The organism is Propionivibrio soli, assembly GCF_025770765.1.
Taxonomy (GTDB): Bacteria; Pseudomonadota; Gammaproteobacteria; order Burkholderiales; family Rhodocyclaceae; genus Propionivibrio; species Propionivibrio soli.
Genome location: NZ_JANZKY010000003.1, coordinates 302,540 through 325,592, shown reverse-complemented (window position 1 = coordinate 325,592; position 23,053 = coordinate 302,540). Strand labels below are relative to the sequence as shown.

Here is a 23,053-nt window from a genome sequence, read left to right as displayed (position 1 = left end):
TGCCGGGTTTGACGAGGTCGCCCCAGTCGCGGATCTGTTTGGGGTTGCCCTTGCGCACGAGGAAGACGATGGTCGAGGTGTAGGGCGAGGCGTTCTGCGGCAGGCGTTGCTGCCAGTTCTCGGGGATGAGTTTCTTTTCGGCGAGGGCGGTGACGTCGTAGGCGAGCGCCAGGGTGACGACGTCGGCGGCGAGGCCGTCGATGACGCTGCGGGCCTGCTTGCCGGAGCCGCCGTGCGACTGGTTGATGGTCACCGTTTCCTGGGTCTTGGCTTTCCAGTATTTGGCGAAGGCGGCGTTGTAGTCCTGGTAGAACTCGCGGGTGGGGTCGTAGGAGACGTTGAGCAGGGTGGTTTCGGCGCGGACGATACCGGGGCCGGCAGCGAGCGCGGCCCCGAGGACGAGGCTGAGGGCGAGTTGGCGAAGGGTATGAAGGGGCAGACGGGTCATGGCGGCTTCCTCAAGGATGACAGCCCCGAGTCTAGGGACGTCGACTACCGTTCCAAACGACATAATCGTTATTAGCTTATGCGCGTGTTTCGCATATCAATGGAACCGCCGGTTATGAGGCCATGGAGAGTTCGCCACCAAGGCAGCCTGCCGCGTGCCGGGTTACCATTCGGGCCATGGACACAGTTTGGCTCCTTCTCCCCGACTTCTCGCTAATCCTCCTCGGTGCGGCCATCCGCCGCTGGATGCATCTGGGCGAACATTTCTGGAGCGGCATCGAAAAGCTCGTTTACTTCGTGCTCTTCCCCGCGCTGTTGATCAACGCCTTGGCGCGAACGCGGCTCGATCTTGCGGCCGCAGTTCCGCTTCTGGCCACGTCGTTCTCCACCATCGGCGCCGGCATGCTGCTCGGCCTGCTGCCAAAGCCATTCTCGCGCGTGCCGGCATTGAGCTACGCGTCGATGTACCAATGCGCGTTCCGCTTCAACTCGTACATCGGGTTCGCGGTGGCCAGCATGCTGTTCGGTGCACAGGGCATCGCGGCGATGGGGATCGTGCTGGGCGCGGCGGTACCGGTCGTCAACCTCGCTTCCGTTGCGATGCTGGCCCGCCATGGCGAACGCGGCGCGTGGCGCGAAATCCTGCGCAACCCGCTCATCTGGGCCACGATCATCGGATTCGCGTTGAACGTAAGCGGGGTTGCCCTGCCAGCACCCGCCCACGTCTTTCTCGGGCGGTTGGGCGACGCATCGATCGCCCTTGGACTGATCGCCGTCGGCGCGGCGCTTCGCCTGGGGGGTTCGGCCGGCGTTGGAGGTTTCGCGGGCTGGCTGATCGCCGTCAAGCTGGTTCTGCTGCCGGTGGTCGCCGCCACGGTTGGCACCTTGCTCGGACTGGCCGGTACCTACTATTCGGTCGTGGTGCTATTCGCCGCGCTGCCCACCGCCTCGTCGGCATACATCCTCGCCATCCGCATGGGGGGCGACGGCAAGAGCGTCGCGTGGGTGATATCCGCGTCGACGCTCGCCTCGATGCTCACGCTTACCTTGTGGGCCGCGTGGCTCCGCTGACGGAACCGGACGCCCCGCCGCGAAAACAACGGATCACGGCAACACCGTCACTTCACGCCACTGGTCGCCGATCGCGTCGGTGACGATGCACCCAGCCGCGGCACGCACGACACGCGATTCCTGGCGTGGGAACAGAAGTTTCACACCGGTAGCGGGTATGGCCACCGTGCCGAGCGGCGCTACCTGCACCTGCAGTTCGCTCGCCGTTGCGTTGATCGTGACGCGCCACTCGCCGTGCGTTCCGTTCGGGTCGACGAGGCTCTCGCCGTCGTCCTCGAAGAAGCGGTCGTCCATCGCGCCTTCGCCACGGCATGGGAAAACTGCGAATCCGCGTTCGTCGGCCAGCTCGGCGAAATGCTGCTCGGCAAGGTTGAGGGGCAGGATCGAGCCTTCGCGAACGAGAAGCGGCGGACGGTCCCACGGCGCGGGCAAGACGACTTCCTGGCCGCCGGCGAAATAATCCCCGCTCCAGTAGTCGTACCATGAGGCTCCCTGCGGCAGATAAACCCGCCGGTCGCGCCGCCCGGGTTCAACCACCGACGCCACGAGCACCTTGCCGCCGACAAGCATGTCGTCGTTCTCCTCGAAACAGCGCGGATCATTGGGAAAATCGTGGAAGGTCGGCCGCATCATCGGCTCGAAGCGCGTGTGATAGCGCCACAACAAATCGTAAAGATACGGAATCAACCGGTAGCGCAGGCGGATGAGATCGCGCACGTAGGGCGTGATCTCGGGATACATCCACGGCTCGTTGACCGTGCTGTCGTCGTTCCACGAGTGGATCGAAAACCGCGGCAGGAAGACGCCGTGCTGGACCCAGCGCAGGAAGAGTTCGGGCTCAGGTGCCGGACCGGCAAAGCCGCCGATGTCGTGCCCCGTATTCGAAATCCCGCTCAGCGCCAGGCCAAGCCCCATGCGAATGTTGTAACGCAGGGTTTCCCACGAGGTGTAGTTGTCGCCGGACCAAGTCTGGACGTACCGCTGCATGCCAGCCGCGCCGGAACGCGAGATCAGGAAGGGCCGTTTGCCCGGTGCGTGCGCGGCTTGCGCTTCGCGCGAGGCCTTGATCATGAGCAGCGTATGCAGCGGTTTTGCCTCGCAGGCGCGACGCTGGCGGCCAAATCCGTCGACGAGCGGCTCGTCGCTCCAGATCTCGAACTCGTTGTTGTCGTTCCAGGTCGAGGAGATGCCGTAGTCGAGCAGCGCGTCGGTCACCCGGGCCTTCCACCAGTCATACGCGCGGGGATTGGTGAAGTCGATGTACGCGCCGGTCTCGTCCCAGAATTGCACCTGCGCAGGGCGCCCCTCGGCGTCCTTGATGAACAGGCCCGCCGCCTCCGCTTCGGCAAATCGGGGATGGTCGCGCAGCAGGCACGGCTTGATGTTAGGGCAGAGTTTGACGCCGTGATCCAGGTAATGCTGGACGAAGGCCTTCGGGTCCGGGAATTTATCGCGATTCCAGTTGAAGACGTAACGCTTGCCGTCGATCGACGTGTAGCCGGAGGAGAGATGGAACGAATCGCATAGGATGTCGTGCTTTCTGCATCCCTCCAGAAACTCGTTCATCCGCTCCTGCGCATTCGGCGCGTCGGTGTAGCTCATCGTCGAGCCCGAGTACCCCAGGCCCCACTTCGGCGTGAAGGCGGGACGCCCGGTCAGCCAGGTAAAACAGCGGGTAACGTCGGCCGGCGCCGGACCGGCGATGAAGTAGTAATCGAGGTCGCCGTGGTCGGCCACGAAGTAGCGGTAATGACCGTGGTAGTTGTCCAACTCCTTGCCCATGTTGAAGGTGCAGTCGGACAGCGTGTCGTAGAAGAGCCCGAAGGCGGTCCGGGCGGATTTCTTCCACGTCACATAGAACGGAATGTGCTTGTACAGCGGGTCGGTCGTACGGGCGCTGTAGCCCATCGGATCGACGTTGCACAGGCGATAGCTCTGCCCCATCCGGTTGCTGTCTCCAGCCCGCTCGCCGAGACCGAAGTACATCTCATCGGCCTCGCGCTTCAGATAGTGATAGACCTTGTCGTCCCACCATGAGAAGTTGTAGCTCTGCGTCGCTCGGTCGCTGGCCACCGTTGTCCATTCGTTTCCGGCCCGCGTTTCCCACCGGCAGAAGAAGCCATCGCGGCGGATCGTGAGCCGTACCGCCGGCGTGGTGACGACGAACTCTTCGGCCGTCTCGGCGAAGAGGTAAGCCGGCAACGTGAACCCCGAAAGATCCATGCGGTCGCGCCCTTCCCTCGGCACGTCGTCCAGGCCCGGTGCGATGGCCCAGGTCTTTGGAAAACGTACTTCGCCGCCGGGCAGAAGCATCACGCGGATCAAGCCCTCTTCGAGGACGAACACATGCACGACGTGTGTGGCGTCGCCCATGAACGTGAGGCGATTGTTCTCACGCGCAATCAGGGAAAAGAACGGATTTCTTGACATTGACATAATCAGCTCCCGAGCGGGCTCCTCCCGCCTGGATTTCTTCAGAGGTATTGAGCGTTCGTTAGCGCAGCCGGGTCAGCCCACCTTCCCGAGGACCACCTGCGGCAGCCAGAGCGACAGCGCCGGGAAGTAGGTAACCAGGAACAGGGCGATGATCTCCAACGCGAACATCGGCAACAGCGGTCGCGTCAGCAGCCCGAGAGGAACTCGTGCCACGCGGGCCGCAACAAACAATGTGCTGCCGACCGGCGGCGTCGCGATGCCGATGCACAGGTTGAACGTGATGATGATCCCGAAGTGCACCGGCGAGATGCCGAGTTTCATTGCCACGGGGAGGAAGATCGGCGTGAAGATCAGCAACCCCGGCGTGATATCCAGGAAAGTGCCGAGCAGCAGCAGGAGCACGTTGAACAAGAACATCAGCATGTACGGGTTATCCGACAGGCCCACGATGGCATCCGCCAGCATCCGAGCCGAACCGGTACTCGCAAGCAACCACGACATCGTCATCGACACACCGACCATCAGCATGACGACCGCCGTGCCAACCGCTGCGTCGAGGGTGCTCTTGATCAACGCCCGCACACTCAAGCTCTTGTATACGAAACGCCCAAGGATAAAGGTGTAGAGCGCCGCCACGCCGGCCGCCTCGGTGGCGGTGAAGATACCGGCGATGATGCCGCCCATGATGATGACGATCAGGAATAGCGAGGGAATCGCGCGCAGCGTGATCTTGATTGCCTCGGCGCCGGTGTAGCGGTGCACTACCGTGGGCATCTCGCCTTTGTAAGCTTTCCACCCGATCCACAACATGACGGACACCGCCATCATGATGCCGGGAATGTAGCCGGCCACGAACAGCACATCGACAGGCGTACCGCCCGAGATCAGCGAATACACGATCAGCGCGCCCGACGGCGGAATCAGCAACCCGCAGGGCGACGAGGCAACGTTCACCGCCGCACTGAACGGCATGTCGTACTTCTCCTCGCGCTGCAACGGCGAGAGCGTCGAGCCCACCGCCGCCGCGGCAGCAACCGCGGAACCGGAAACGGCCCCGAACAGGGCGTTCGAGAGGCAGGTGATATGCGCCAACGATCCGGGCAAACGGCCGACGAGTACCTTTGCGAAATCGATCAGTCGCAACGCGATACCGCCGGTGTTCATCATGCTGCCCGCGAGAATGAAAAGCGGGATGGCGACGAGCGTGAAGCTGTCGAGGCTCGACGTCATGCGTTGCGCAGAAACGACAAACGCTGTGGTGAGATCCGGCGTCACGTTGAAGAGCGCCAGTAGCGTCGCGATGCCGATGCAGAAGCTCACCGGCACGCCGTAGAACAACAGGACGGTGAAGACGACACCGAGAATGGTCAGTTCAATCATGGTCAGTTCCCCTCGCCCTTTGAATTTGCAGCCGCTTCGGCCGCGAGCTTGCGTTCTTCCTCGGCGATGTGTTCGAGCGCCTGCTCGACCTCATCGGCCGGCTTGAAGTAGGCAGGTTTTGCGAGGATCAATATCTGGTAGAAAACGATCAGCACGCCGCTGATCGGGATGCAGAGATACACGTAGCCCATGGGCAAGGCCAGCGTCGCCGAAAGCTGCTCGAACTGAAAAGCCCGCTGAACCAGACGACCACCGCCGTAGACCATCACGGTGACCGCAAACATGAGCACGATCGCGGCTACAGACCGCATGTGCGCGAGCAGCTTGCCGTCCTTGAGCTTCTCGGGAAACATCGTGTAGGCCATGTGTTCGAGGCGGCCACACGCGTACGCGGTTCCGAGCAGACTGAGCCAGATGATCGCGAAGCGCGACGCCTCCTCGGTAAAAATCGCGGGATCGTTGAGCACGTAGCGCGTGAACACCTGGATGATCACGCAGGCAAACAGCACAAAAAATAGGGCGACGAGCGCCGTCTCGAGCAGCCGGTCGACCGGCCGCTTCAAGTTGAAAAGGGTATTCATGGGCATCCCCCGGGCGGTCGCGCCTTCATCGGCTCGACCGCCCGAACATTGCGGGCAGAGAGGGTTTACTTGATGGCGGCGATCGCGTCGAGCAGCTTCGCGATGTTCGGGTTCTTACGCTCTTCGTCCATCATCGGCTTGACCTTGGCGACAAAGGCCTGCTTGTTCGGCGTATTGAACTTCACGCCGAGGGCGAGCGACTTCTCGCGCTCGACCTTCTCGAAGGCGCCCCACAAGGACTTCTGATACTCGAAGGAATCGATCGCCGCCTTCTTGATGATTTCCTGCTGCGGCTTCTTCAGCGAATCCCAGCGCGTGACCGACATGACGAGCACGTCGGGAACGATCTGGTGTTCGGTTTCCGAGTAGAACTTGCAGACTTCGCCGTGGCGGCCATTGGTCAGCGCCGTCACGTTGTTTTCGGCGCCATCCACGACACCCATCTGCAGGGCCGAATAGACTTCGCCCCACGCCATCGGCGTCGGCGTAGCACCCAGGGCCTGGATCATCTTGATTGTCGTCGGGCTTTGCTGCACGCGGATCTTCATGCCCTTCAGATCGTCAGGGGTATTGATCGCCTTCTTGGCGTAGAAGCTGCGGGCGCCGGAGTCGTAATATGCCAGGCCAATGAAGCCGCTCTTGCGCGAAGAAGCGAGGATCGACTCGCCGACCGGGCTCGTAAGCATCTTGAAGAAGTGATCGCGATCGCGGAAAACGAACGGCAGGTTGAACACCTTGTAGTCGGGCGAGAACGTCTCCAGCGGCGAGGCGCTGGCCTTGGTGATTTCCAGCACGCCGTTCTGCACCTGCTCAAGCATTTCGCGTTCGCCGCCGAGCACGCCGTTGGCGAAAACCTTGATCTCGATTTCACCGTTCGAACGTTCCTTCACCAGTTCGGCAAAGCGCATTACCGCTTTGTGCACCGCGTGGTCCTCGGGCAGACCGTGCCCGAGCCGCATCTTCTCCACCGCGCCGGCGGAATGTGCAAGAAGGCCCAATGCAATGGCCAGACCAATGGTTTTCAGCTTCATGTTCGTCCTCCTGATTATGGGTTTTCGGGCATCTTCGCAAGCCAACCCGCTCTCGGCAGCCACGCTCGCACGCCTTGTTGTTTTTGGGGGTCGTCTTGAGTAACGCGAGTAAACCGCCCCGCCCGAACCCACGCAATGCTCTGGTTCGAGAATTTTTTCATGGCATCCCCATGTTCCACCATAAAATTCACCTAGTACGTTGATTTATTGAGTGATACCATTTGTGGAAAAATTTCCATACGGAGAAGGGTCGCCATGACGGGGAAGCTGAAAATCCAGGAGATCGCGCGCCAAACGGGCATTTCAATCAGCACCGTTTCGCGCGTACTCGCCGGCAAATCGAACACCAGCGCTGCCAGCCGCCAGCGGGTACTCGAATGCGCGCGGGCGAACGGTGTGCTCTCCAATCTGTCGACCGGCCGCCTGCTCTTCAATCACGTGGTCGTCTTCGCCCCCAAGCGCGCCTTCGACCTGCGCGCCGACATTTTCTACTACAAGGTCATCCAGGGTATCCGCGAGGCCGTCGAACACCAGGACGTGCACCTCTCCTACTGCGCCATCGAGGAGACCGACGCCGACATCCCGCTCTTCATGAGCAAGCTTCGCAACCCGGCGTGCGATGCGGCCATCGTGCTCGGCATCGACGACCCGCACGTGCACGCGCTCGTGGCCGACAGCGGCAAGCCGTGCGTGCTGGTCAACTGCGAAGTCGACAGCCTCTCGCTCGACGTCGTCTCGCCCGACCATCAGCTCATCGGCCGCGCTTCGGCGCGCTACCTCATCGAACACGGCCATCGCGACGTACTCGCTGTGATGTGCCTGCGCCGCATTACCTTGGAACGGCGGCTGCAAGGCATTCGCGACGCGTTCGCCGCCTATAACGTGCCGTTCGACGACGAGCACAACCTCATCACCACCGCCGGCTTTACCGCCGACGAAGCGCGTGCCGCCATCATCGCGCACCTCCACAAACTCGATCGCGAACGCTACCCGACCGCTATCCTCGCCGGCGGCGACTTCATCGCCTCGGGCATCATCTCCGCCCTGCTCGACCGCGGCCTCGCCATCCCCGGCGACATCTCCGTGATGAGCATGGACGGCTTCAACCTCGCCGAAACGCACGACATCGCCCTCACCGCCGTCCACGTCCCCCGCGACGAACTCGGCGCCGAAGCCCTGCGCCTCCTGCAACAACGCATCACCTGCCCCGACACTCCTTATTGCCATATGCGCCTGAGCGGCAAGCTGGTCGTGCGCAGCTCAGTCAAGACGCTTGGAAGACGCAAGGCCAAACCCGCTGTGACGGGACAGGGGCATAGCCTTTATGGGGATTTGGCGACTTGATTTAGCGAGGCGAACGAAAAGAGGCTTTTTTGGACAAGAGACGAGGGCATCTTCGAAATCCTGCAGCAAGTCGGCCCTAGCCGCCATTGGCCCGTGTTGACCGATCTGTCTGTAGTCGACCGGAACCTGCCGTTCAACCCTGTGAGATCGAGAACTTCAGCTCTCCTGTTTGAGAACGCGAACTCCCTACCCTGACCCACCTTCAGAGCTTTGAGAAGCTGACTGTCGAACGTTTGACATGAGAGGCGGCGCAAGAGTGTAGGCCTTGCGGCGTCCTCTCAATGGAAGAGTTAGGCGCCATTCTGGCCTGACCTCAGCCGCATGGGCTGAAAGGAGATGCCGTGCATGTGCTGGACGTTTCCTTGGCGGACAAAGCCGAACTTTTCGTAGACGGGCACGGCGTTGAGGCTTGAGTTGACGGTGAAATCTCCTGGATTTCCGCGTTGTCGCGCTTCTGCCTTGGCGACGCTCCAGAGCTCACTGGCCAAGCGCTTGCCTTGAAATGCTTTGGCGACAAACAAGTGGAAGAGGTGCGAGTTGTCTCGAAGTGCCACAAAACCAGCAAGCCTGTTGTTTGACTTGGCGACGTAGTAGGAGAAGTTTCCTGCAGTCAAGTAGCCGCGCTCTGCCTCTGCGCTGATGGACGCCAGGAATGGCTCAGCACCCTCACGTGAAGGCGACAGATAGAACGGCTCGCTAAGCTCAACGATCAGTGCGCTGATTTCCTCGGCATCGGAGACGGACGCGGTTTCGATTCTCATAGCACCTAACGTAGAGCTAACCGGCGCTGCGCGACCTTATCGCCCAGCGTCCAGCGACCGAAGGAAGCGAGGTTGAGCGCCGGTAGGGCAGCTTATTCCGGCTCATGACATACGGCCTCAATGTTGTGACCATCAGGGTCAAGAACAAAGGCGCCGTAGTAGTTTGGGTGATAGTGTGCGCGTAGCCCTGGAGTCCCGTTATCACGTCCACCGGCAGCGATTGCTGCTTTGTAGAAGGCATCAACAAGGGCACGGCTCGGTACGCGAAAGGCGACATGAACTGGCGGAACATTCGGAGTACCGCTTCCGATCCAGAAATCCGGTTTCGGTGCCACCCCGAAACCGGCGAAGCTCTTACTGCCAGTCTCTGCGGCCGATACTTCCATAAGCAGTGAATATCCGATAGGAGCGAGTGCCCTAGAGTAAAACAACCTGCTCTTCTTTAAATCACCAGTGGTAATTCCAACGTGATCGATCATGGCGAAAACTCCGTGTGATAAGTGGCCCAACCGTGTTTACATGGACACCCGGGTCCGTATAACAATTGATATTGATGACGTTCAAAAAGCAGCTTGTGACCCATGGTTTTCAAGCGCTTGGTATTTTGATTGTCAGTATAACGACTCTAATATGCCAGACGCCTGAAGATTTTCTCCCCCGGCGGGGCGCTTATGCTCTTACGATAAAGTCTCACCCGCTACACTTTGTCGATACAATTTGACGTCATATCCAGCCATGCTGGATATAGAGGGAAGTTCTTTTGTTCGCCAACAACCGGGTGTTTGTGCCGCAGCCAATCGATCGCCGCAGACACTTCAGACGTTTATCTATCGACAAGGGCGTCTTCGTGACCAAGATTATTATCGCAGTCGGCTGGTGGGTCCTCTCAATTGCACCGTTCTTCGTTTACGCGACCGACGAGGCAATTTCACCTCCTACGGCTATTACGCCTGACGGTGGGCGGTACTGGGGACCGTTGGTTGGCGGACTTCGCGAAGGCGAAGGGCGCGTCGAGTGGAGCAATGGCGCCTTCTACTCAGGCAGTTTCGTAAATGGGTTGTTCTCGGGCAAGGGTCGCCTCCGTTCCCCAGCAGGCGATATCGTCGAAGGTGATTTCGAACAGGGTTTGCCCTACGGAACCATTACGTTGACGACGAACACGGGATCTGTCTACGAAGGCCAGGCCCGCTTGGGGCAGCTCGAAGGCCGTGGCCGTCTTCAGGACAATGACAACGTCTATGAGGGGGACTTCAAGGACAACCTGTACCACGGGCAAGGACATCTCGTATCGCCAGCGCACGAATACACGGGTCAGTTCCACCAAGGGCAATTCTGGGGCAAAGGCGAACTACGGCAGAAGAATGGCCGAACCTATAAGGGCGATTTTGTGCGTGGTGAGTTCGAAGGCCAGGGGCTTTATGTGATTCTCGATGGCCCGACCTATGAAGGCGAATTCGTTGATGGAAAACTGCAGGGTCACGGCCTCATCACGTACCCTAATGGAGCCAAACAGGAAGGTGAATTCCGCGACTGGCAGCTCGACGGCCTCGGTAAATACACCGATCCGGAAGGCAACACTTTCGAGGGCGAGTTCAAAGCTGGCCAACTGGTGGGCGTCGCAACAGCCCTAAGAACGGACGGCACCCGATATGTAGGGGAAATGCACAATTGGGTACCCCACGGACAAGGCGAGCTTCATCTCGACAATGGCGATATCTATCGCGGTGGGTTCAGCTACGGTATGTACGAGGGACAAGGAACACTTTCCTACGCTAAGCCCCAGAGTGATGGACGTACTCAGGATACGGGTGTTTGGGAATACGGTCGTCTTAAGAAGCAGGCCGAAGACGAGCGACGCCGAAACAGGGCGAATATTGAACGGGCGCTCTACACTCAGGCCGACCAACTCAACCATGAGCTTCGTAAGTTGAAGCCGAGTCCCGGAAAATCGATCAACATGTATTTTCTGGCCATCGCCGGTGATGGCACTCAGGAAGTGTTCAGACGGGAAGTCGACTTTATCCGAGCACAGTTTGAGGAAAAATTCGCTACCCGGGGCCACGCCGTTGCGCTGATTAACAGCCGAAACACGGTCGGTTCACGCCCATTGGCTACCGTGACCAGCGTCCGTAAAGCCATTTCCGCGATCGCGGCAAAGATGGATAAGGAACGCGACATTCTCTTCCTTTACTTGACCAGCCATGGCTCCAAGGAGGGTGCCATCAGCCTGGAACTGGAGGGTATGCGTTTTCCCGATCTGAGTGCAAACCAACTTGCATCTTTCCTAAAGGAATCAGGCATTCGCTGGAAAGCCGTCATCGTCTCCGCCTGCTACGCCGGCAGTTTTATGGAGCCACTGAAGGACGACGGAACGTTATTGATCGCGGCGGCCCGTGCCGATCGAACTTCATTCGGCTGCTCGGACGAGAACGATTTCACCTATTTTGGTCGCGCATTCTTCAAGGAGTCTCTTCCTTCTGCAGACTCCTTTGAAGATGCGTTCGCCAAGGCCAGCTTTCTAATCAAGAAATGGGAAGACCAAGACAACATCGATCAAACGCATGCAACGACCGGGCATAAAGAAAAGAAGGAATCTGTAGCGGACCGGCATTCCCTGCCACAGATTGAAGCCCCGGAAGCGATTCGAGAGCAACTAAAACTATGGCGTGCCCAATTCTCGAAGAAAACCGCTCACAGTAAAACTCCTTAGCTTTCGTAGGGGTCGCTTCGCGTTCCAGACGGCGGCTGGAGCGCTGGACGGCATAGTTCGGCAGTGGCCAGAAATTTAGATCAGTGTGCGAATGACGGCTATGGGTCTGGTGTTCTTGCTCGCAGCATAGAAAAGCTGTTGTTCGTGGGCATTCAAGGCTGAACGACAGGTAACCAGCGCTTCTCCGCCTGACTGCGTGCGGCCGACCAACGGTAGCTCTGGCCGAGGTCCCGTCAGACCTCCCGTCATCCTGTCCGGCGGCTTTACGATCGGTAGACGATAAAGTACGGTGCGACAATGTAACGCCTCAGACGACGCCATTCTCTGCACATGTACGTGACTAGATACACCTGAATCATCGCTAAACAGGCACTCCCGAAAGGCACGTAGAACGGCGCACTCAGGCAGTAATGCCGTGCAAGCCAATGTCCATACCCTGCTCATGCCATGCCGGCTCAAGACTGCCTGTTCACGCGGCTTTCAGAGCAGAACCCTTGGCGATCAAAAGCCCCTCTTGCTCCGGATAAGCACGGACTCCGCGAAACCGCGCCTGGTGGGCGCTGTAGTAGAATGCCGCGCCTGTCCTCCGCAGCCATTGGCTCCTGTTGGGGGCTTTACCAGACTGTTAAGGAGTATGTGTGTTATCGGATAACAGAGAGCTGGGCGTGAGTGAGGAACTCCGTTCAAGTATCGGGAGTTTTTTTGACGAATACGGCCATGCGTTCGCCAGTCGGGATGCCGAGGCGGTTGTTTCCTTTTTCGCGATGCCGTTCTATGTCGAGCTGAACGGAGATCCGGTCGTGTGGACTGCCGCTGAAAAGCCGGGGCTGTTGCGGACAACGAGAGGACTTCTGGACTATTACGGTAATCAGGGAGTTCAGAAAGTCGATCCTAAAATTGAAGCGATTCTGCCCACGGGGAAGAATCGTGCCTCCGTTGTGCTGAGCTGGATGCTACAGGGCGATCAGGGAACGCGCTGGATTCTGGACAAGAGCTATCAACTGGTGCGCGACAACAATTCCTGGAAAATCTGGGCGTGCTGCGGCACGGAAACCTAGCAGGAAACACGCGATGGCCTTGCCGCGAATGAATCTATTTGTACGCAGCAGCGATCCCTATTGATGGCTTGGCAGAGTTGCAGTCTGAATAGAGTCGAGACGGGCGACTGTTCAACTCTATTACCAGTCTCTGAACCACCGCGACGGCGACCTACTCCTGAGGGTCGGAAGTTCGAATTCATCGGCAAGGAAGCGGTCATTGACCGCCACCAGCGGCTGAACGGCAGTTGACCGGCGCATTGCCGTCCGATTCATGCCGGAAGTCCAAGGTCCGGTCAGGCCGAATAGTTGTCCTTGACGGCTTTTTCCTGTAAGTCCCTGATATCGTCTTCGAAGACACTCAACCTTTGATTTCGAGTTTGCTCGACTGCTTCCGCATCCCGCCGAAAACTGCCTCCACCACATCCGTCGGAAAATTCTGCGGCAACACGCCGCTCACCTCCTCAATCGCCGCCTCCGTCCGCGCAACCACCTCCTCGATCAACTGCTCGCCGACCCTTGCTCCAAGCCCGACTCGTTGCGCTTGGGCAAGCCAATGCCGGCGCTGAATCTTTTCGATCAGGTAGTAGTTCGTGCTTCCGCGCAGAGCCATCGCGAGCTTGGCTTTATGAGGCGAGATTCGGTTTTTTCCGGTGCCGATCACGGGGTGCGCGGAGAGCACGTCGTAGATCGGCGTGGCGCGGTATCGGCCGCCGGGCAGATGCGCGATGCTGAAGTTCTTGGCGTGGCCGTCGATGGCGGCGAGCAGCCAGAAAACGATCTGCGTCTTGAAGAAGCGTTGCCGATCCTGCTCGGCGTTGTCTGAGCCGAGCAGCACTTCCATGATGCGCTCGATCCCCGGGCCGCCGTCGGCTTGGTATTTATGCAGCGCCGGCGTTCCCGTCGCCTGGCACATGTCTTCCTGCGGCCGGCGGACGATCCAGCGGCCATCGCTCGACAGCATGCGGTCGAACCGTTCGACGACGAGCGCCTTCTGGTCTTCGAACTGTTCGATGGCGCACTGCGCTATCGGGATGCCGAACGCTTCCACGATCTTCGAGCACAGCCACTCGTTTTCCACCGAGGTGCGCATGTCTGCCTGCATGTGGCCGACGAGGCCGAGCGGCAACTTGAAGATGTGCGTTGTCGGCGTGCTTCCATGGGGCAGCAGCCACCGCCCTTGATGATGCAGCAGCGCAGTCTTCTCTTGTGCGCCGGCAATCGAGAGGCGTAGATCGGCGTTGTCATCCTGCATTCCAAACGCGGCCGGCGAGGTCACGCTGCGGAGCCGCTGGGCGATTTCAGCCGTATTCAATGGGGCGCCGTTGATCGCGTGAATGTCTGACGGCGCTTCGTCTTCGGGAAGAAGCTGAATGGCCCCTACGCAATCCCGTCCCAATTTCGCCAACAACGGGAACGCCTCCGTGCCGTCGGCCTGGTAACGCTGGGCAAGCCGACGCCGGATGGGCTCGCTATCGGGCAACAGGTTGTCGAAGTAGCTCGTGACCACCGGCCCCTGATACGCCTCGTTGCCCGGCAGGAAAGGCAAGGACAGGGAGAGGGGCCGGGACTGCTCGTCCGTGAGCCATTCATCGAAGTAACCCAGGCGCTCGCCTCCCCGGCCGGACTCCCAATAGCCAACGGGAATGCCGTTCATCCAGATGTTCAAGCGTTGTTTAAGCGCGCGGCGGCCCATGGCTACCACTTCTCCTTCTTCGCTGCCGATACAACGCGGCGCGGGGCTTGGGCGCTGCTCCCGGTTTTAGGGCGTTTGGGGAGGGTGGCGATCGCGGCCGTGGCTTTCTTTGGGGAGGAAGCTGTGGGCGCCGCCCTCGCCTTGCCGGTTTCACTGGCCGGCAGCGTCGCTTCCCTATTGGTCGGAGAGGAAACCCGATCGAGAGAAATTTCCACGCCCACAAGGCGCAGCACCTTGTAAAGCCGCTCAAACGTGGCTACCGCGGGGTTGGCTTCAAAGGCAGCGTAGCTTTGCTGCGTGATCCCCAGCCTTTCGCCCATGGCGGCCTGGGTCAACCCGTTTTCCTTGCGGAACCCCTTGAGAATCAGCGGGAGTTGGCTGAGCGTCTTGATGGAATACTTCACGGCGGCCTCCGTTCATCGCTGTCTACGATACAGAACAAAAGTTGTAAATCGAATTAACAGCCCAATGCCTGTATATTACTTTTACAAAGAATAAATTGTAAAGAGTAAAAACAGAACAAAACCTGTATCCAGGCTCGGCATCGGCCCTAGCCGTCGCATGAGTTATTTTCACGTTGAACGCGCTTGAGTCCAAACGCCCTACACTGCTCACATCGTCAAGAATCCGGAATTTGCCCCATGACTCAACTCTGCGACCTGGACACACCCGCCGCTCTCGTCGACACCGGCCGCCTACAGCGGAACATCGATCGCATGCAACAGCGCATGAACGCGCTTGGGGTGAAGTTCCGCCCCCACGTCAAAACATCCAAGTGTGTGAATGTGGTACAGGCGCAACTGGCCGCTGGAGCGCAGGGCATTACGGTCTCCACGCTCAAGGAGGCGGAACAGTTTTTCGCGGCCGGAATCACCGACATCCTTTACGCCGTCGGCATCGTACCGGGCAAGCTGCCCCAAGTGCTGGCGTTACGGCGGCACGGATGCGACTTGAAGATCATCACCGACAGCGTGGCAGGCGCCCAGGCGATCGCGGCATTCGGCCAGACGCACGGAGAATCTTTCGAGGTCTGGATCGAAGTCGATGTAGACGGCCATCGCTCGGGTATCCCGCCTGAGGGCGAAGCCCTGCTCCTTGTCGGCAGCGCACTCCAGGAAGGCGGAATGCGCCTCGGCGGCGTCATGGCGCACGCCGGCTCCAGCTACGACTTCGATGACCCGGTGGTGCTGCGCAATCTCGCAGAGCAGGAGCGCGAGCGCTCGGTTCGCGCCGCAGAACGCTTGCGGCAAGCCGGCCTGTCCTGCCCGATGGTGAGCGTCGGCTCGACGCCGACCGCGTTATCCGCAGAACACCTGCAGGGCGTTACCGAATTCCGCGCCGGGGTGTATGCGTTCTTCGACCTGGTGATGCACAACGTGGGCGTTTGTACGATGCAAGACATCGCCCTGTCGGTGCTCACCACCGTCATTGGTCACCAGGAGGACAAGGGCTGGGCGATCGTCGACGCGGGCTGGATGGCGATGAGCCGCGACCGTGGCACGCAGAAACAGAAACGCGACTTCGGTTACGGCCAAGTCTGTAACGAAGCCGGCGAACCCATCCCCGGCTACCTCCTGGGTAGTACCAACCAGGAACACGGAATTGTGTGTCTGGCCGAGGGGACCGACCACAACATTGCCGCCCGCTTCCCAATCGGTACGCGGCTGCGCATTCTGCCCAACCATGCTTGTGCTACGGCGGCCCAACATCCTCAGTATCAAGCCATCCTCCCAAATGGAGAGGTGCAAGCCTGGCCGCGCTTTTATGGGTGGTGATGCCGCGGCGCGCCAAAGCCGCAAAGCCTTCGCAAGGATCAACGACGCACGCGCCACCCCGCATAGGCGTTCCACAGGCGTTCGCACGCAACTAGGTCAACACCACCGGTACTTTGCGGTAGCCGCCCACTGGCGCGACTTCCCGCTCGAGTGGTTGGTCAGGTACCAACTCAATCGCGTGGACCGAGGCCAACAACTCCTGCAACGCGATGCGGAGTTCCCAGGTGGCCAGGAGCCGCCCCGGGCAGGCGTGCTTGCCGACCCCGTAGACGAGGTTTGCGGCGGCGTTGCTCTCAGGATCAAACCGGTTGTTGTCGAAAACCGTCTCGTCGCGATTGGCCGACGTCCAGTTCAGCTTGACCCGCGCGCCGCTCGGAATATCTTGGCCCCCAATGCGCACCGGGCAGGTGGTGATGCGCCGGTTGGACACGAACGGATCGTCGAGGCGTAACACTTCGTTGATGACCGCTTCCATTTCGCTGTCCGGCGCCGTGCGCAGCCTCTCGGCAAGCCTGGGTTGGCGAGCAACTTCGGCCACGAGTACGCCGATGCACAGGGCAATGGAACCGAGGTCGCCCCCCGTCCAGTTGCGCAGGATCGACACCAACTCGGCCTCCGTCAGAAGCTTCCCATCCACCACTTCGCGGCAAAGCCGTGTAGTCACGTCGTCGGGAGCGTTGGCTTCCGACGCACGACGGGGCTGGATCACCGAGAGAACGATCCCGTCGAATTGTTCGGCCACGTCCTCCATCCAAGCGCGATCCCCGGAGCGACTGGCGGCGTGGTTCTCTTCCATCCACGCCAACAGCCGGGGTTCCAACTCGGCCGGCCAACCCAACCATTGGCACTGAGCGCGCACGGCGAACACCGCGCCGATGTCGTTCACCGCGTCGAGCGCAATGCCTCTCGGCAGTTCTGCCATCAGTTGGGCGGCAACGCTCTCGAAGACGGGCACAAAGGGTGTCAGCGCTTCATGACTCAGATGCCGCTCGATCATCTGCCTGTAACGCGTGTGTTCCTCTCCGTCGAATCCGTTGGGAACCTGCAGGTAACGAGAGACTTTGCTGGAGAACCGCTCGTGATCCAGAGCCGCGGCCACGACTTCGGCATGCCGGAGCAGGACCCATTCGCCGGCAACGTTTCTGATTACCGGGTACTTGGGCCGCAACTCGTCGGTAAAGGCGCGCACGTCGCGGCCGGCGGCGGATAGATCATCGGACATGTGGTCGGCCATGTTTGCACCTTCAGAACCAGCGAGTTCGTTTTGCCTACGTATGGATCAATCGCCCGCCGCCGAACGACCAGTTCTCCCACGTCGTCTCCTTGAAGCAGATCATGATCTGCTCGGGGTCGAAATCCTGGGACGCCAGCTTTTCGACGATGTGCTTCACGATCTGCTTTTTCACCTTCACGCTCCGCCCGACGGATAGCAGAATTTCGATCAGGACAAATTCTTCAGTACGCCTCGACGTGAGATCAGGGTACGTTGGATCGAAGCGGAAGTTCTCGGGCTCAAGCTCGATCACCCGGTGAAACTTGTCGGTCGGCGGAACGCCGGACGCGACGAGCGCCTCATGGACGGCAGACAAAACGGCATCTTTGAACTCGACGGTCTTCGGCTTGCGAACGGTTACGGTGATTAGCGGCATCGAATCACTCCGGTGTTGATTGGTTGTTGTGCTGTGGCATTTGCGTCAAACGGTGGCACGACGCTTGTCGACCTCATAGCGCAACTCCACCATATCGGTACCCATCTGGCGGACAGACGCCAGGCGGAGAACCGGGCTCAGCACCCGGCGCGGAAAGAGCGGTTTGCCTTTACCGAGGGTTACCGAACCCACTTGGAGAATGAGCTCGTCCAGCAAACCCGCATCGTGGAACTGACCGGCAAGATCCCCGCCGCCAACGATCCAGATGTTCTTGTCTCCGGCGGCAGCTCGCATTTGGGCATGGACGGAACGCACATCGCCGTCAGCGAATCGGATATCCGCCCCTTCAATGGGAGGAAGCTTGCGGCTGGAAAATACCCAGGCGGGTTGAGTGTAGGGCCACGCTGAGCCCGCCTCCGCCTTCACTCTTTCCGAGTTGCGCAGCATCCATTCGTACGTCGACGAGCCCATCGCCAGCGCGCCCACTTCCGCAATGAACTGCGGGTAGCTGGATTCGTTCACGTCCCCCAGTGGGAACAGCCAGTCAAGGGAATCGTCCTCGGTCGCGATAAAGCCGTCGAGACTTGTCGCGGTGAAGTATTGGGTCTTCATTGCTATGGGCCTCTCCAATTGCGCATTCCGTGCGCTTAAGTCGAGACCTATTGGATGGGTTCGAGCATCGGCGGTTCCTGCATCGCTCGGAGCAGCTCATGTTTCTGCTGCTTACGACGTCGAAACTGACCGTACCCCGCAATCACTTGAACGGCCGACTGACGAACCGCGATCCCGCGAGCCCGAATCGCCAGGGCATGTCCTGCGCTTTCGAAATCCCGATGCGAGGGCTGATCAGTATCTCCGCTATCATGGGCGATGGCCGCAGTTCGAACGGCGCACTGTCGAGCGGCAACCGATCGTGCGCCCCGGTGATCCCGAGCGCCTGACTCAGTCGCCCCGGGCCGGAACACAGCCGTCGCGCGTCGATCAATCGACGCCGTTCCCTCATCACGTCCAACCCGTGGGTCGGCTCGATGGCTCGAATCAATACCCCGGCGCCGTGCCCGGCCTCGCGACAGACAAAGTTGAGGCACCAATGGACGCCGTACGAGCGATACACGTAGGCGTGTCCCGGAGGGCCAAACAGTGCCGCATTGCGCGTGGTGGGGCCGCCATAGCTATGCGAGGCGGGATCGCTGGCGTCATACGCTTCCGTTTCGACAATACGGCCACCGACGCCATCGACGAGTACCTCCACACCGATGAGGGCTCGCGCCACATCGATGGAATCGGCATCAAACCTGACGTTCGCTATTTCCAGCATGGGGCATGGTTCCTCAGCCGATAGTACGCGTTCATAATTGGCCGACGAATCTCCGCGACCATCTTGCGGCAGACGCCGAGCCCACACTTACGGTGTTCGAGCATAAAATCTCGCAAAGTTCCAGAGATCTACGCGTGCATCGCTACTTCGTCATCCCCCACCCTGCCCTACAGCCCTACATCGACCGCTTGTGGGGTTGGGAGAGCGAGCACGCGTTGCAATTGCCACCAATGCTGCCGGGAACCGGTGCGGAATTGATGTTCCATTATGCCGACCCCGTGCTCCTGCGCCGCTCACCACAGGAGGTGGTCGACCTCGGGCGAGCTTTCCTGCCTGGCGCGCGCGGCGGTGCACGCGAACTGTTGGCACAGGGTCGGGTGGGCTTCATCTCGGTGCGCTTTCGCTCCGGCGCCCTACGCCACTTCAGCCCCCTACCGCTTGCCGAATTGGGAGGACAGCCCCTGTCGGTCAGCGATGTCTGGGGCGAGGCGGGAAGCGATTTGGCCGCGCGTATCATCGCCGCACCGGACCGTGCCGCGCGCGTGGCCCTGCTCGAAGACTGGCTGCTCGCGTGCCTGGCGCTTCACAGCAAACCGCAACCGGCGGTCGAAGCGGCCATCCGCGCGCTCTACTACCGTCATCGCGAGGTGAAGATTGAAACGCTGGCCGACGAACTCGGCATGAGTCGGCGCCACTTCGAGCGCGTCTTCAGCGCACACCTCGGCGTGACGCCCAAGTCCTTCCAACGTACCGCGCGTTTTCACCTAACGATACGCGATCTCTTGCTCACGGAGAGCGCCGACTATCTTGGGACCGCCCTCGATCACGGCTACTACGACCAGGCGCATTTCATCCACGATTTCGAGTCGTTCGTCGGCGAAGCGCCTGCCCACTTTCTGAAGACCACGACGCGCGTGGCGCATTTTTACAATTCGTCGTTGTTCGCCCCCGATAAGGTACCGCTGCCGCGTTGATACGGAGCCCCCGGCCCCGGCGCAGGTAGGAGAGAACCCTCATGATCGTTGTCACCGCCATCTTCGACGCTCGCCCCGGTTGCGAGGCCAAGCTGGAAGCCGCCCTGCGCGAACTGGTCGGCAAGGTAGCGCCGGAGCCGGGCGCCCTGGAATATGCCCTGCACCGTTCTCCGACCGCACCGGGGCGCTTCTACTTCTACGAGCGCTATCGCGATCAAGCCGCCGTGGACGTCCACATGGCCACGCCGTATCTCAAACGCGTTCTCGAACTCGTGCCCGAACTCTGCGCTTGCGCCCCGACGGTGGACTTCTACGAACCATTGGTATCCATCGCCGAGTTGCGCTGAGACCCTTCCCGCTCCCGACCCACGCGGCAGCGGTCTTGAGTTTGCGGAGCGGTCACGAAGTCACCGGCACACCTTCGCTATTCACGATAACGACCGGAATATCCCGCCGTTCTTTCTTGGCACGCGACATCACTTCTTTTGAGAGGGTGTTCGAACCCCAACGGGCGAGCGGCATGGCAATCTCGTCGCAGTCGAGCTCTTCGGCCGTATCAAGGATGGAAAAAACGGTATCGCCTTGCCGGAAAAGGCCGCGATACGGAATGTTTTCCTGCGCCAGCGAGTGGCCGGCATCTTCGATAAAGCTCTGTGCGCGACCCGACTGAAACTCCGCGATCTCGCGTTGAGTTCGGAAGCGCAGCACTTGCCACTGCGTTATCGGCTCGCCGACGTTGAGCAGGATGACTTCAACCTCTGCGCCTTGGCGACGCCGCCACAGACTGTAGCGGACCCCCCAGCGGGAATCCTCGGTGGCATCGATCGGCACGAGGATGCGGGTTGACCTACCTGCGGTTCGCTCGAATGGGCTCATGGAGTTACCTCGTGAATACTGAGGATGGATGAACTCGCGGATCGCGATGCTGGAAGCATGGTGGTGACCGGATCTGATCATGATTGCCCTCCTTAAAGCTCGAAGCGTTCGGCAGAACGCCGTCGTTCGATTTCTTTGTTCAATCCGCGCCGTACTCGGCGCACGTGAGCCGGCCCCATGACCACGACGATCAGTGGAACGGCCATCAGAAACTGGGCGAGATAGCGGGCAGGCAGTGACGAATCCGCCGTCTGATTTCCGTCGAAGGCCAACAAGTAGGTAATCAGCCCCAACCCGGCAATGGCCCACCACCTCTCGAACGAGTCGGATTCGGTGTCCTTGGCGTTGCGCAGGGCGGCGTCCCAATCCGACAACGGCAGTTGTCGCAATGCCGGGTACACCCAGGAAAGGACAATCACCTTGAGATTGTCTTTCCGCGCCGTGAGCTGTTTTGCGCTCATAGCCATTGGAAAGCCAGGATGGCAACGCACGTGGGCAATAGCGCGGCCAGGAACAGTTTTGCGGGGCTGATCGCCTCGTCGCGGAAGTAGCCCTTGAGAATGGCGAAACCGGCGGGATTCGGGGCATTGGCGATGACGGTCAGGCCTCCCCCCGTGACCGCGCCGGCTACCAGGGCATACTTGAAATCTTCGGTCACCTCGGGAACGAGCGAACCGAGGTAGGTCAAGGCCGCGTTGTCGGTAATCGCTGTCAATGCCGTGGCGATGTAGTAGAGCGCTGTGCTGTTCACGTCGTCGAGCACCGCCTGCAACCACCATTGCTGCAAGCCTCCCAACGTCACCAGGCCGGCGAGGAAAAAGGCGACCATCAGGCCTTCGCGGAGAAAGAGGCGGTCCTGGTGGCGCTTGTAAGCTTCGGTAAATCCGATGAAGAACAGGAACAGCCCCATGAACACGACCGGGTGATGGGCAAAGGCGACGACGCCGATCAGGAAGGCGAGATGAACGGCGGTAACGATGCCGGGAACGCTTTTCCTGCTCTCGGCGCTTGTCTTGATGATGGCCTTGGCAACGAGCTCGCGACGGAAGAACCAAGTAAGCACCGCGGCGTTGAAGAGGACCGCTGTGGCCGACTTCCACCCGAAGTGCGCAAACATGTAGGCGGTATCCCATTGCCATTTCGCGGCGACCATGAGTACGGGAGGCGCTGCAAAGTGAGTGAGGGTTCCGCCGATCGAGACGTTGACGAACAGCACACCGATGGTCATGTACTGCAAGCGCTCGCTCAAGCGATTGGTGAAGTAGGCATCGCGCAAGAGGATGGCGGCAAGCGTCATCGCCGCCGGCTCGGTGATGAAGGAGCCGAGGAGCGGAACAAACGACAGGCAGAGAAAGTAGACCGCTTGTGCCGTCGGTATCGGAATCCATGCGGCTGTGACCCTTACGACTCCTGCGGCGCCCTGGAGAATGGGGCGACTCGCCGCGATGACCATTATGACGAGGACGAACAACGGCTCGGTGAAGCTGCGCTCGTCAAGGTAATTTACGGTAGCCTCCCTGCCAGACAAGGCAAGCAGCGCCGCCATAAGGACGAAAGCCCAGAAGCCGAACACGACTTCCACTTCACCGAAAAGATGCCAGAGCCCGGCGTGCCGAGGCTGAATCTCGGCAAGGCGGGCGAAGATCTTCGTCGAGAAGGTATGGAGAACAGCGATGCCGAAAACGATCGCCGCAACAAGCTCGGGGGAAGTCGGCATGACGGATTCCATCTGGACGTTGCAGCCTCTGTGATAGGACGAGACCTATCCTAGGTCTCGCCAAACCGCTTGAAAATTCGGGACTGCACGTACGAGAAACCTGTACGCGGGCGCGCGGCGACAGCGTGACGCGGCGGCTCATGGCACCGCTGTTTGATGCAAAAATACGGGAAACCCTTACGGGCTTTCTCCAATTACGGAATCCGCGATGGCGAAGCAGAATACTTACTCAAACAAACGGAAAGAGCCG

General features: G+C 60.1%; 23 protein-coding genes. 7 read left to right on the top strand and 16 right to left on the bottom strand.

What is annotated here, in order from left to right; genetic code table 11:
* Window positions 1–448 (bottom strand): sulfate ABC transporter substrate-binding protein (locus NZ453_RS05180; protein ID WP_263769341.1); only part of this gene is annotated, 448 nt, incomplete at its 3' end.
* A 176-nt stretch (window positions 449–624) separates the two neighbouring features.
* On the opposite strand from NZ453_RS05180, the gene NZ453_RS05175 reads away from it, so the two are divergent.
* Window positions 625–1,518: an AEC family transporter gene (locus NZ453_RS05175; RefSeq protein ID WP_263769339.1), complete on the top strand. Its 894-nt coding sequence runs from the start codon at window positions 625–627 to the stop codon at window positions 1,516–1,518.
* A gap of 33 nt (window positions 1,519–1,551) precedes the next feature.
* Here the strand turns inward: NZ453_RS05175 and NZ453_RS05170 are convergent, their stop codons facing one another.
* The 4 genes from NZ453_RS05170 to NZ453_RS05155 form a co-directional block, all read right to left on the bottom strand.
* Window positions 1,552–3,948: a glycoside hydrolase family 31 protein gene (locus NZ453_RS05170; RefSeq protein ID WP_263769338.1), complete on the bottom strand. Its 2,397-nt coding sequence runs from the start codon at window positions 3,946–3,948 to the stop codon at window positions 1,552–1,554.
* Between the two features lie 78 nt (window positions 3,949–4,026).
* Window positions 4,027–5,334 (bottom strand): TRAP transporter large permease, encoded by a 1,308-nt coding sequence (locus NZ453_RS05165; protein ID WP_263769336.1) that lies wholly within the window; start codon window positions 5,332–5,334, stop codon window positions 4,027–4,029.
* Window positions 5,335–5,336: 2 nt separating this feature from the next.
* The gene (locus NZ453_RS05160; protein WP_263769335.1) at window positions 5,337–5,915 is read right to left on the bottom strand and encodes a TRAP transporter small permease; all 579 of its coding nucleotides are present in this window, start codon (window positions 5,913–5,915) and stop codon (window positions 5,337–5,339) included.
* 65 nt (window positions 5,916–5,980) lie between these two features.
* Window positions 5,981–6,946 carry a TRAP transporter substrate-binding protein gene (locus tag NZ453_RS05155; RefSeq protein ID WP_263769334.1) on the bottom strand — a complete coding sequence of 322 codons (966 nt, stop codon included), beginning with the start codon at window positions 6,944–6,946 and terminating at the stop codon, window positions 5,981–5,983.
* 255 nt (window positions 6,947–7,201) lie between these two features.
* On the opposite strand from NZ453_RS05155, the gene NZ453_RS05150 reads away from it, so the two are divergent.
* A complete protein-coding gene (locus tag NZ453_RS05150; RefSeq protein WP_263769333.1) occupies window positions 7,202–8,290 on the top strand; it encodes a LacI family DNA-binding transcriptional regulator in 1,089 nt (362 codons plus the stop codon).
* Window positions 8,291–8,580: 290 nt separating this feature from the next.
* On the opposite strand, the gene NZ453_RS05145 is transcribed toward NZ453_RS05150, so the two are convergent.
* Window positions 8,581–9,051 (bottom strand): GNAT family N-acetyltransferase, encoded by a 471-nt coding sequence (locus NZ453_RS05145; RefSeq protein WP_263769332.1) that lies wholly within the window; start codon window positions 9,049–9,051, stop codon window positions 8,581–8,583.
* Window positions 9,052–9,143: 92 nt separating this feature from the next.
* On the bottom strand, window positions 9,144–9,530 hold the full coding sequence (locus tag NZ453_RS05140; RefSeq protein ID WP_263769331.1) for a VOC family protein: 387 nt from the start codon (window positions 9,528–9,530) through the stop codon (window positions 9,144–9,146).
* 281 nt (window positions 9,531–9,811) lie between these two features.
* Between NZ453_RS05140 and NZ453_RS05135 the strand changes: the two genes are divergently transcribed.
* Together NZ453_RS05135 and NZ453_RS05130 are read left to right on the top strand one after the other, a co-directional pair.
* Window positions 9,812–11,761, top strand: a complete 1,950-nt coding sequence (locus tag NZ453_RS05135; RefSeq protein WP_263769330.1) for a C13 family peptidase — start codon at window positions 9,812–9,814, stop codon at window positions 11,759–11,761.
* Window positions 11,762–12,426: 665 nt separating this feature from the next.
* Complete coding sequence (locus NZ453_RS05130) at window positions 12,427–12,819, top strand: hypothetical protein (protein WP_263769329.1); 393 nt, start codon at window positions 12,427–12,429, stop codon at window positions 12,817–12,819.
* A gap of 340 nt (window positions 12,820–13,159) precedes the next feature.
* Here NZ453_RS05130 and NZ453_RS05125 read toward each other — a convergent pair whose 3' ends face one another.
* Together NZ453_RS05125 and NZ453_RS05120 are read right to left on the bottom strand one after the other, a co-directional pair.
* Window positions 13,160–14,494: a type II toxin-antitoxin system HipA family toxin gene (locus tag NZ453_RS05125; RefSeq protein WP_263769327.1), complete on the bottom strand. Its 1,335-nt coding sequence runs from the start codon at window positions 14,492–14,494 to the stop codon at window positions 13,160–13,162.
* Between the two features lie 2 nt (window positions 14,495–14,496).
* Complete coding sequence (locus NZ453_RS05120; protein WP_263769325.1) at window positions 14,497–14,898, bottom strand: helix-turn-helix transcriptional regulator; 402 nt, start codon at window positions 14,896–14,898, stop codon at window positions 14,497–14,499.
* Window positions 14,899–15,135: 237 nt separating this feature from the next.
* Here NZ453_RS05120 and NZ453_RS05115 point away from each other — a divergent pair, with 237 nt between their 5' ends.
* The gene (locus NZ453_RS05115; protein WP_263769324.1) at window positions 15,136–16,269 is read left to right on the top strand and encodes a DSD1 family PLP-dependent enzyme; all 1,134 of its coding nucleotides are present in this window, start codon (window positions 15,136–15,138) and stop codon (window positions 16,267–16,269) included.
* Window positions 16,270–16,360: 91 nt separating this feature from the next.
* Here NZ453_RS05115 and NZ453_RS05110 read toward each other — a convergent pair whose 3' ends face one another.
* The 4 genes from NZ453_RS05110 to NZ453_RS05095 form a co-directional block, all read right to left on the bottom strand.
* On the bottom strand, window positions 16,361–17,503 hold the full coding sequence (locus tag NZ453_RS05110) for a cytochrome P450 (RefSeq protein ID WP_263769323.1): 1,143 nt from the start codon (window positions 17,501–17,503) through the stop codon (window positions 16,361–16,363).
* Window positions 17,504–17,537: 34 nt separating this feature from the next.
* Window positions 17,538–17,918 carry a tautomerase family protein gene (locus NZ453_RS05105; protein ID WP_263769322.1) on the bottom strand — a complete coding sequence of 127 codons (381 nt, stop codon included), beginning with the start codon at window positions 17,916–17,918 and terminating at the stop codon, window positions 17,538–17,540.
* 45 nt (window positions 17,919–17,963) lie between these two features.
* The gene (locus NZ453_RS05100) at window positions 17,964–18,530 is read right to left on the bottom strand and encodes a dihydrofolate reductase family protein (protein ID WP_263769320.1); all 567 of its coding nucleotides are present in this window, start codon (window positions 18,528–18,530) and stop codon (window positions 17,964–17,966) included.
* Between the two features lie 142 nt (window positions 18,531–18,672).
* Window positions 18,673–19,236, bottom strand: coding sequence for a DNA-3-methyladenine glycosylase (locus NZ453_RS05095; RefSeq protein ID WP_263769318.1), 564 nt, complete (start codon window positions 19,234–19,236; stop codon window positions 18,673–18,675).
* 134 nt (window positions 19,237–19,370) lie between these two features.
* Here NZ453_RS05095 and NZ453_RS05090 point away from each other — a divergent pair, with 134 nt between their 5' ends.
* On the top strand, window positions 19,371–20,210 hold the full coding sequence (locus tag NZ453_RS05090) for an AraC family transcriptional regulator (protein WP_263769315.1): 840 nt from the start codon (window positions 19,371–19,373) through the stop codon (window positions 20,208–20,210).
* 41 nt (window positions 20,211–20,251) lie between these two features.
* On the top strand, window positions 20,252–20,557 hold the full coding sequence (locus NZ453_RS05085; protein ID WP_263769314.1) for a putative quinol monooxygenase: 306 nt from the start codon (window positions 20,252–20,254) through the stop codon (window positions 20,555–20,557).
* 52 nt (window positions 20,558–20,609) lie between these two features.
* Here the strand turns inward: NZ453_RS05085 and NZ453_RS05080 are convergent, their stop codons facing one another.
* The 3 genes from NZ453_RS05080 to NZ453_RS05070 are packed head-to-tail and all read right to left on the bottom strand — an operon-like array spanning window position 20,610 to window position 22,803.
* The gene (locus NZ453_RS05080) at window positions 20,610–21,167 is read right to left on the bottom strand and encodes a universal stress protein (protein WP_263769312.1); all 558 of its coding nucleotides are present in this window, start codon (window positions 21,165–21,167) and stop codon (window positions 20,610–20,612) included.
* 11 nt (window positions 21,168–21,178) lie between these two features.
* On the bottom strand, window positions 21,179–21,547 hold the full coding sequence (locus NZ453_RS05075) for a hypothetical protein (RefSeq protein WP_263769311.1): 369 nt from the start codon (window positions 21,545–21,547) through the stop codon (window positions 21,179–21,181).
* Window positions 21,544–22,803, bottom strand: coding sequence for a putative Na+/H+ antiporter (locus NZ453_RS05070; RefSeq protein ID WP_263769310.1), 1,260 nt, complete (start codon window positions 22,801–22,803; stop codon window positions 21,544–21,546). Before NZ453_RS05070 ends, NZ453_RS05075 begins: the two co-directional genes overlap by 4 nt.
* Window positions 22,804–23,053 lie beyond the last annotated feature (250 nt).

What these genes read in the sequence shown, in the direction of transcription:
- NZ453_RS05175 (WP_263769339.1), top strand. Translation starts at nt 625, where the DNA reads ATGGACACAGTTTGGCTCCTTCTCCCCGACTTCTCGCTAATCCTCCTC.
- NZ453_RS05170 (WP_263769338.1), bottom strand. Translation starts at nt 3,948, where the DNA reads ATGTCAAGAAATCCGTTCTTTTCCCTGATTGCGCGTGAGAACAATCGC.
- NZ453_RS05165 (WP_263769336.1), bottom strand. Translation starts at nt 5,334, where the DNA reads ATGATTGAACTGACCATTCTCGGTGTCGTCTTCACCGTCCTGTTGTTC.
- NZ453_RS05160 (WP_263769335.1), bottom strand. Translation starts at nt 5,915, where the DNA reads ATGAATACCCTTTTCAACTTGAAGCGGCCGGTCGACCGGCTGCTCGAG.
- NZ453_RS05155 (WP_263769334.1), bottom strand. Translation starts at nt 6,946, where the DNA reads ATGAAGCTGAAAACCATTGGTCTGGCCATTGCATTGGGCCTTCTTGCA.
- NZ453_RS05150 (WP_263769333.1), top strand. Translation starts at nt 7,202, where the DNA reads ATGACGGGGAAGCTGAAAATCCAGGAGATCGCGCGCCAAACGGGCATT.
- NZ453_RS05145 (WP_263769332.1), bottom strand. Translation starts at nt 9,051, where the DNA reads ATGAGAATCGAAACCGCGTCCGTCTCCGATGCCGAGGAAATCAGCGCA.
- NZ453_RS05140 (WP_263769331.1), bottom strand. Translation starts at nt 9,530, where the DNA reads ATGATCGATCACGTTGGAATTACCACTGGTGATTTAAAGAAGAGCAGG.
- NZ453_RS05125 (WP_263769327.1), bottom strand. Translation starts at nt 14,494, where the DNA reads ATGGGCCGCCGCGCGCTTAAACAACGCTTGAACATCTGGATGAACGGC.
- NZ453_RS05115 (WP_263769324.1), top strand. Translation starts at nt 15,136, where the DNA reads ATGACTCAACTCTGCGACCTGGACACACCCGCCGCTCTCGTCGACACC.
- NZ453_RS05110 (WP_263769323.1), bottom strand. Translation starts at nt 17,503, where the DNA reads ATGGCCGACCACATGTCCGATGATCTATCCGCCGCCGGCCGCGACGTG.
- NZ453_RS05105 (WP_263769322.1), bottom strand. Translation starts at nt 17,918, where the DNA reads ATGCCGCTAATCACCGTAACCGTTCGCAAGCCGAAGACCGTCGAGTTC.
- NZ453_RS05100 (WP_263769320.1), bottom strand. Translation starts at nt 18,530, where the DNA reads ATGAAGACCCAATACTTCACCGCGACAAGTCTCGACGGCTTTATCGCG.
- NZ453_RS05095 (WP_263769318.1), bottom strand. Translation starts at nt 19,236, where the DNA reads ATGCTGGAAATAGCGAACGTCAGGTTTGATGCCGATTCCATCGATGTG.
- NZ453_RS05085 (WP_263769314.1), top strand. Translation starts at nt 20,252, where the DNA reads ATGATCGTTGTCACCGCCATCTTCGACGCTCGCCCCGGTTGCGAGGCC.
- NZ453_RS05080 (WP_263769312.1), bottom strand. Translation starts at nt 21,167, where the DNA reads ATGATCAGATCCGGTCACCACCATGCTTCCAGCATCGCGATCCGCGAG.
- NZ453_RS05075 (WP_263769311.1), bottom strand. Translation starts at nt 21,547, where the DNA reads ATGAGCGCAAAACAGCTCACGGCGCGGAAAGACAATCTCAAGGTGATT.
- NZ453_RS05070 (WP_263769310.1), bottom strand. Translation starts at nt 22,803, where the DNA reads ATGCCGACTTCCCCCGAGCTTGTTGCGGCGATCGTTTTCGGCATCGCT.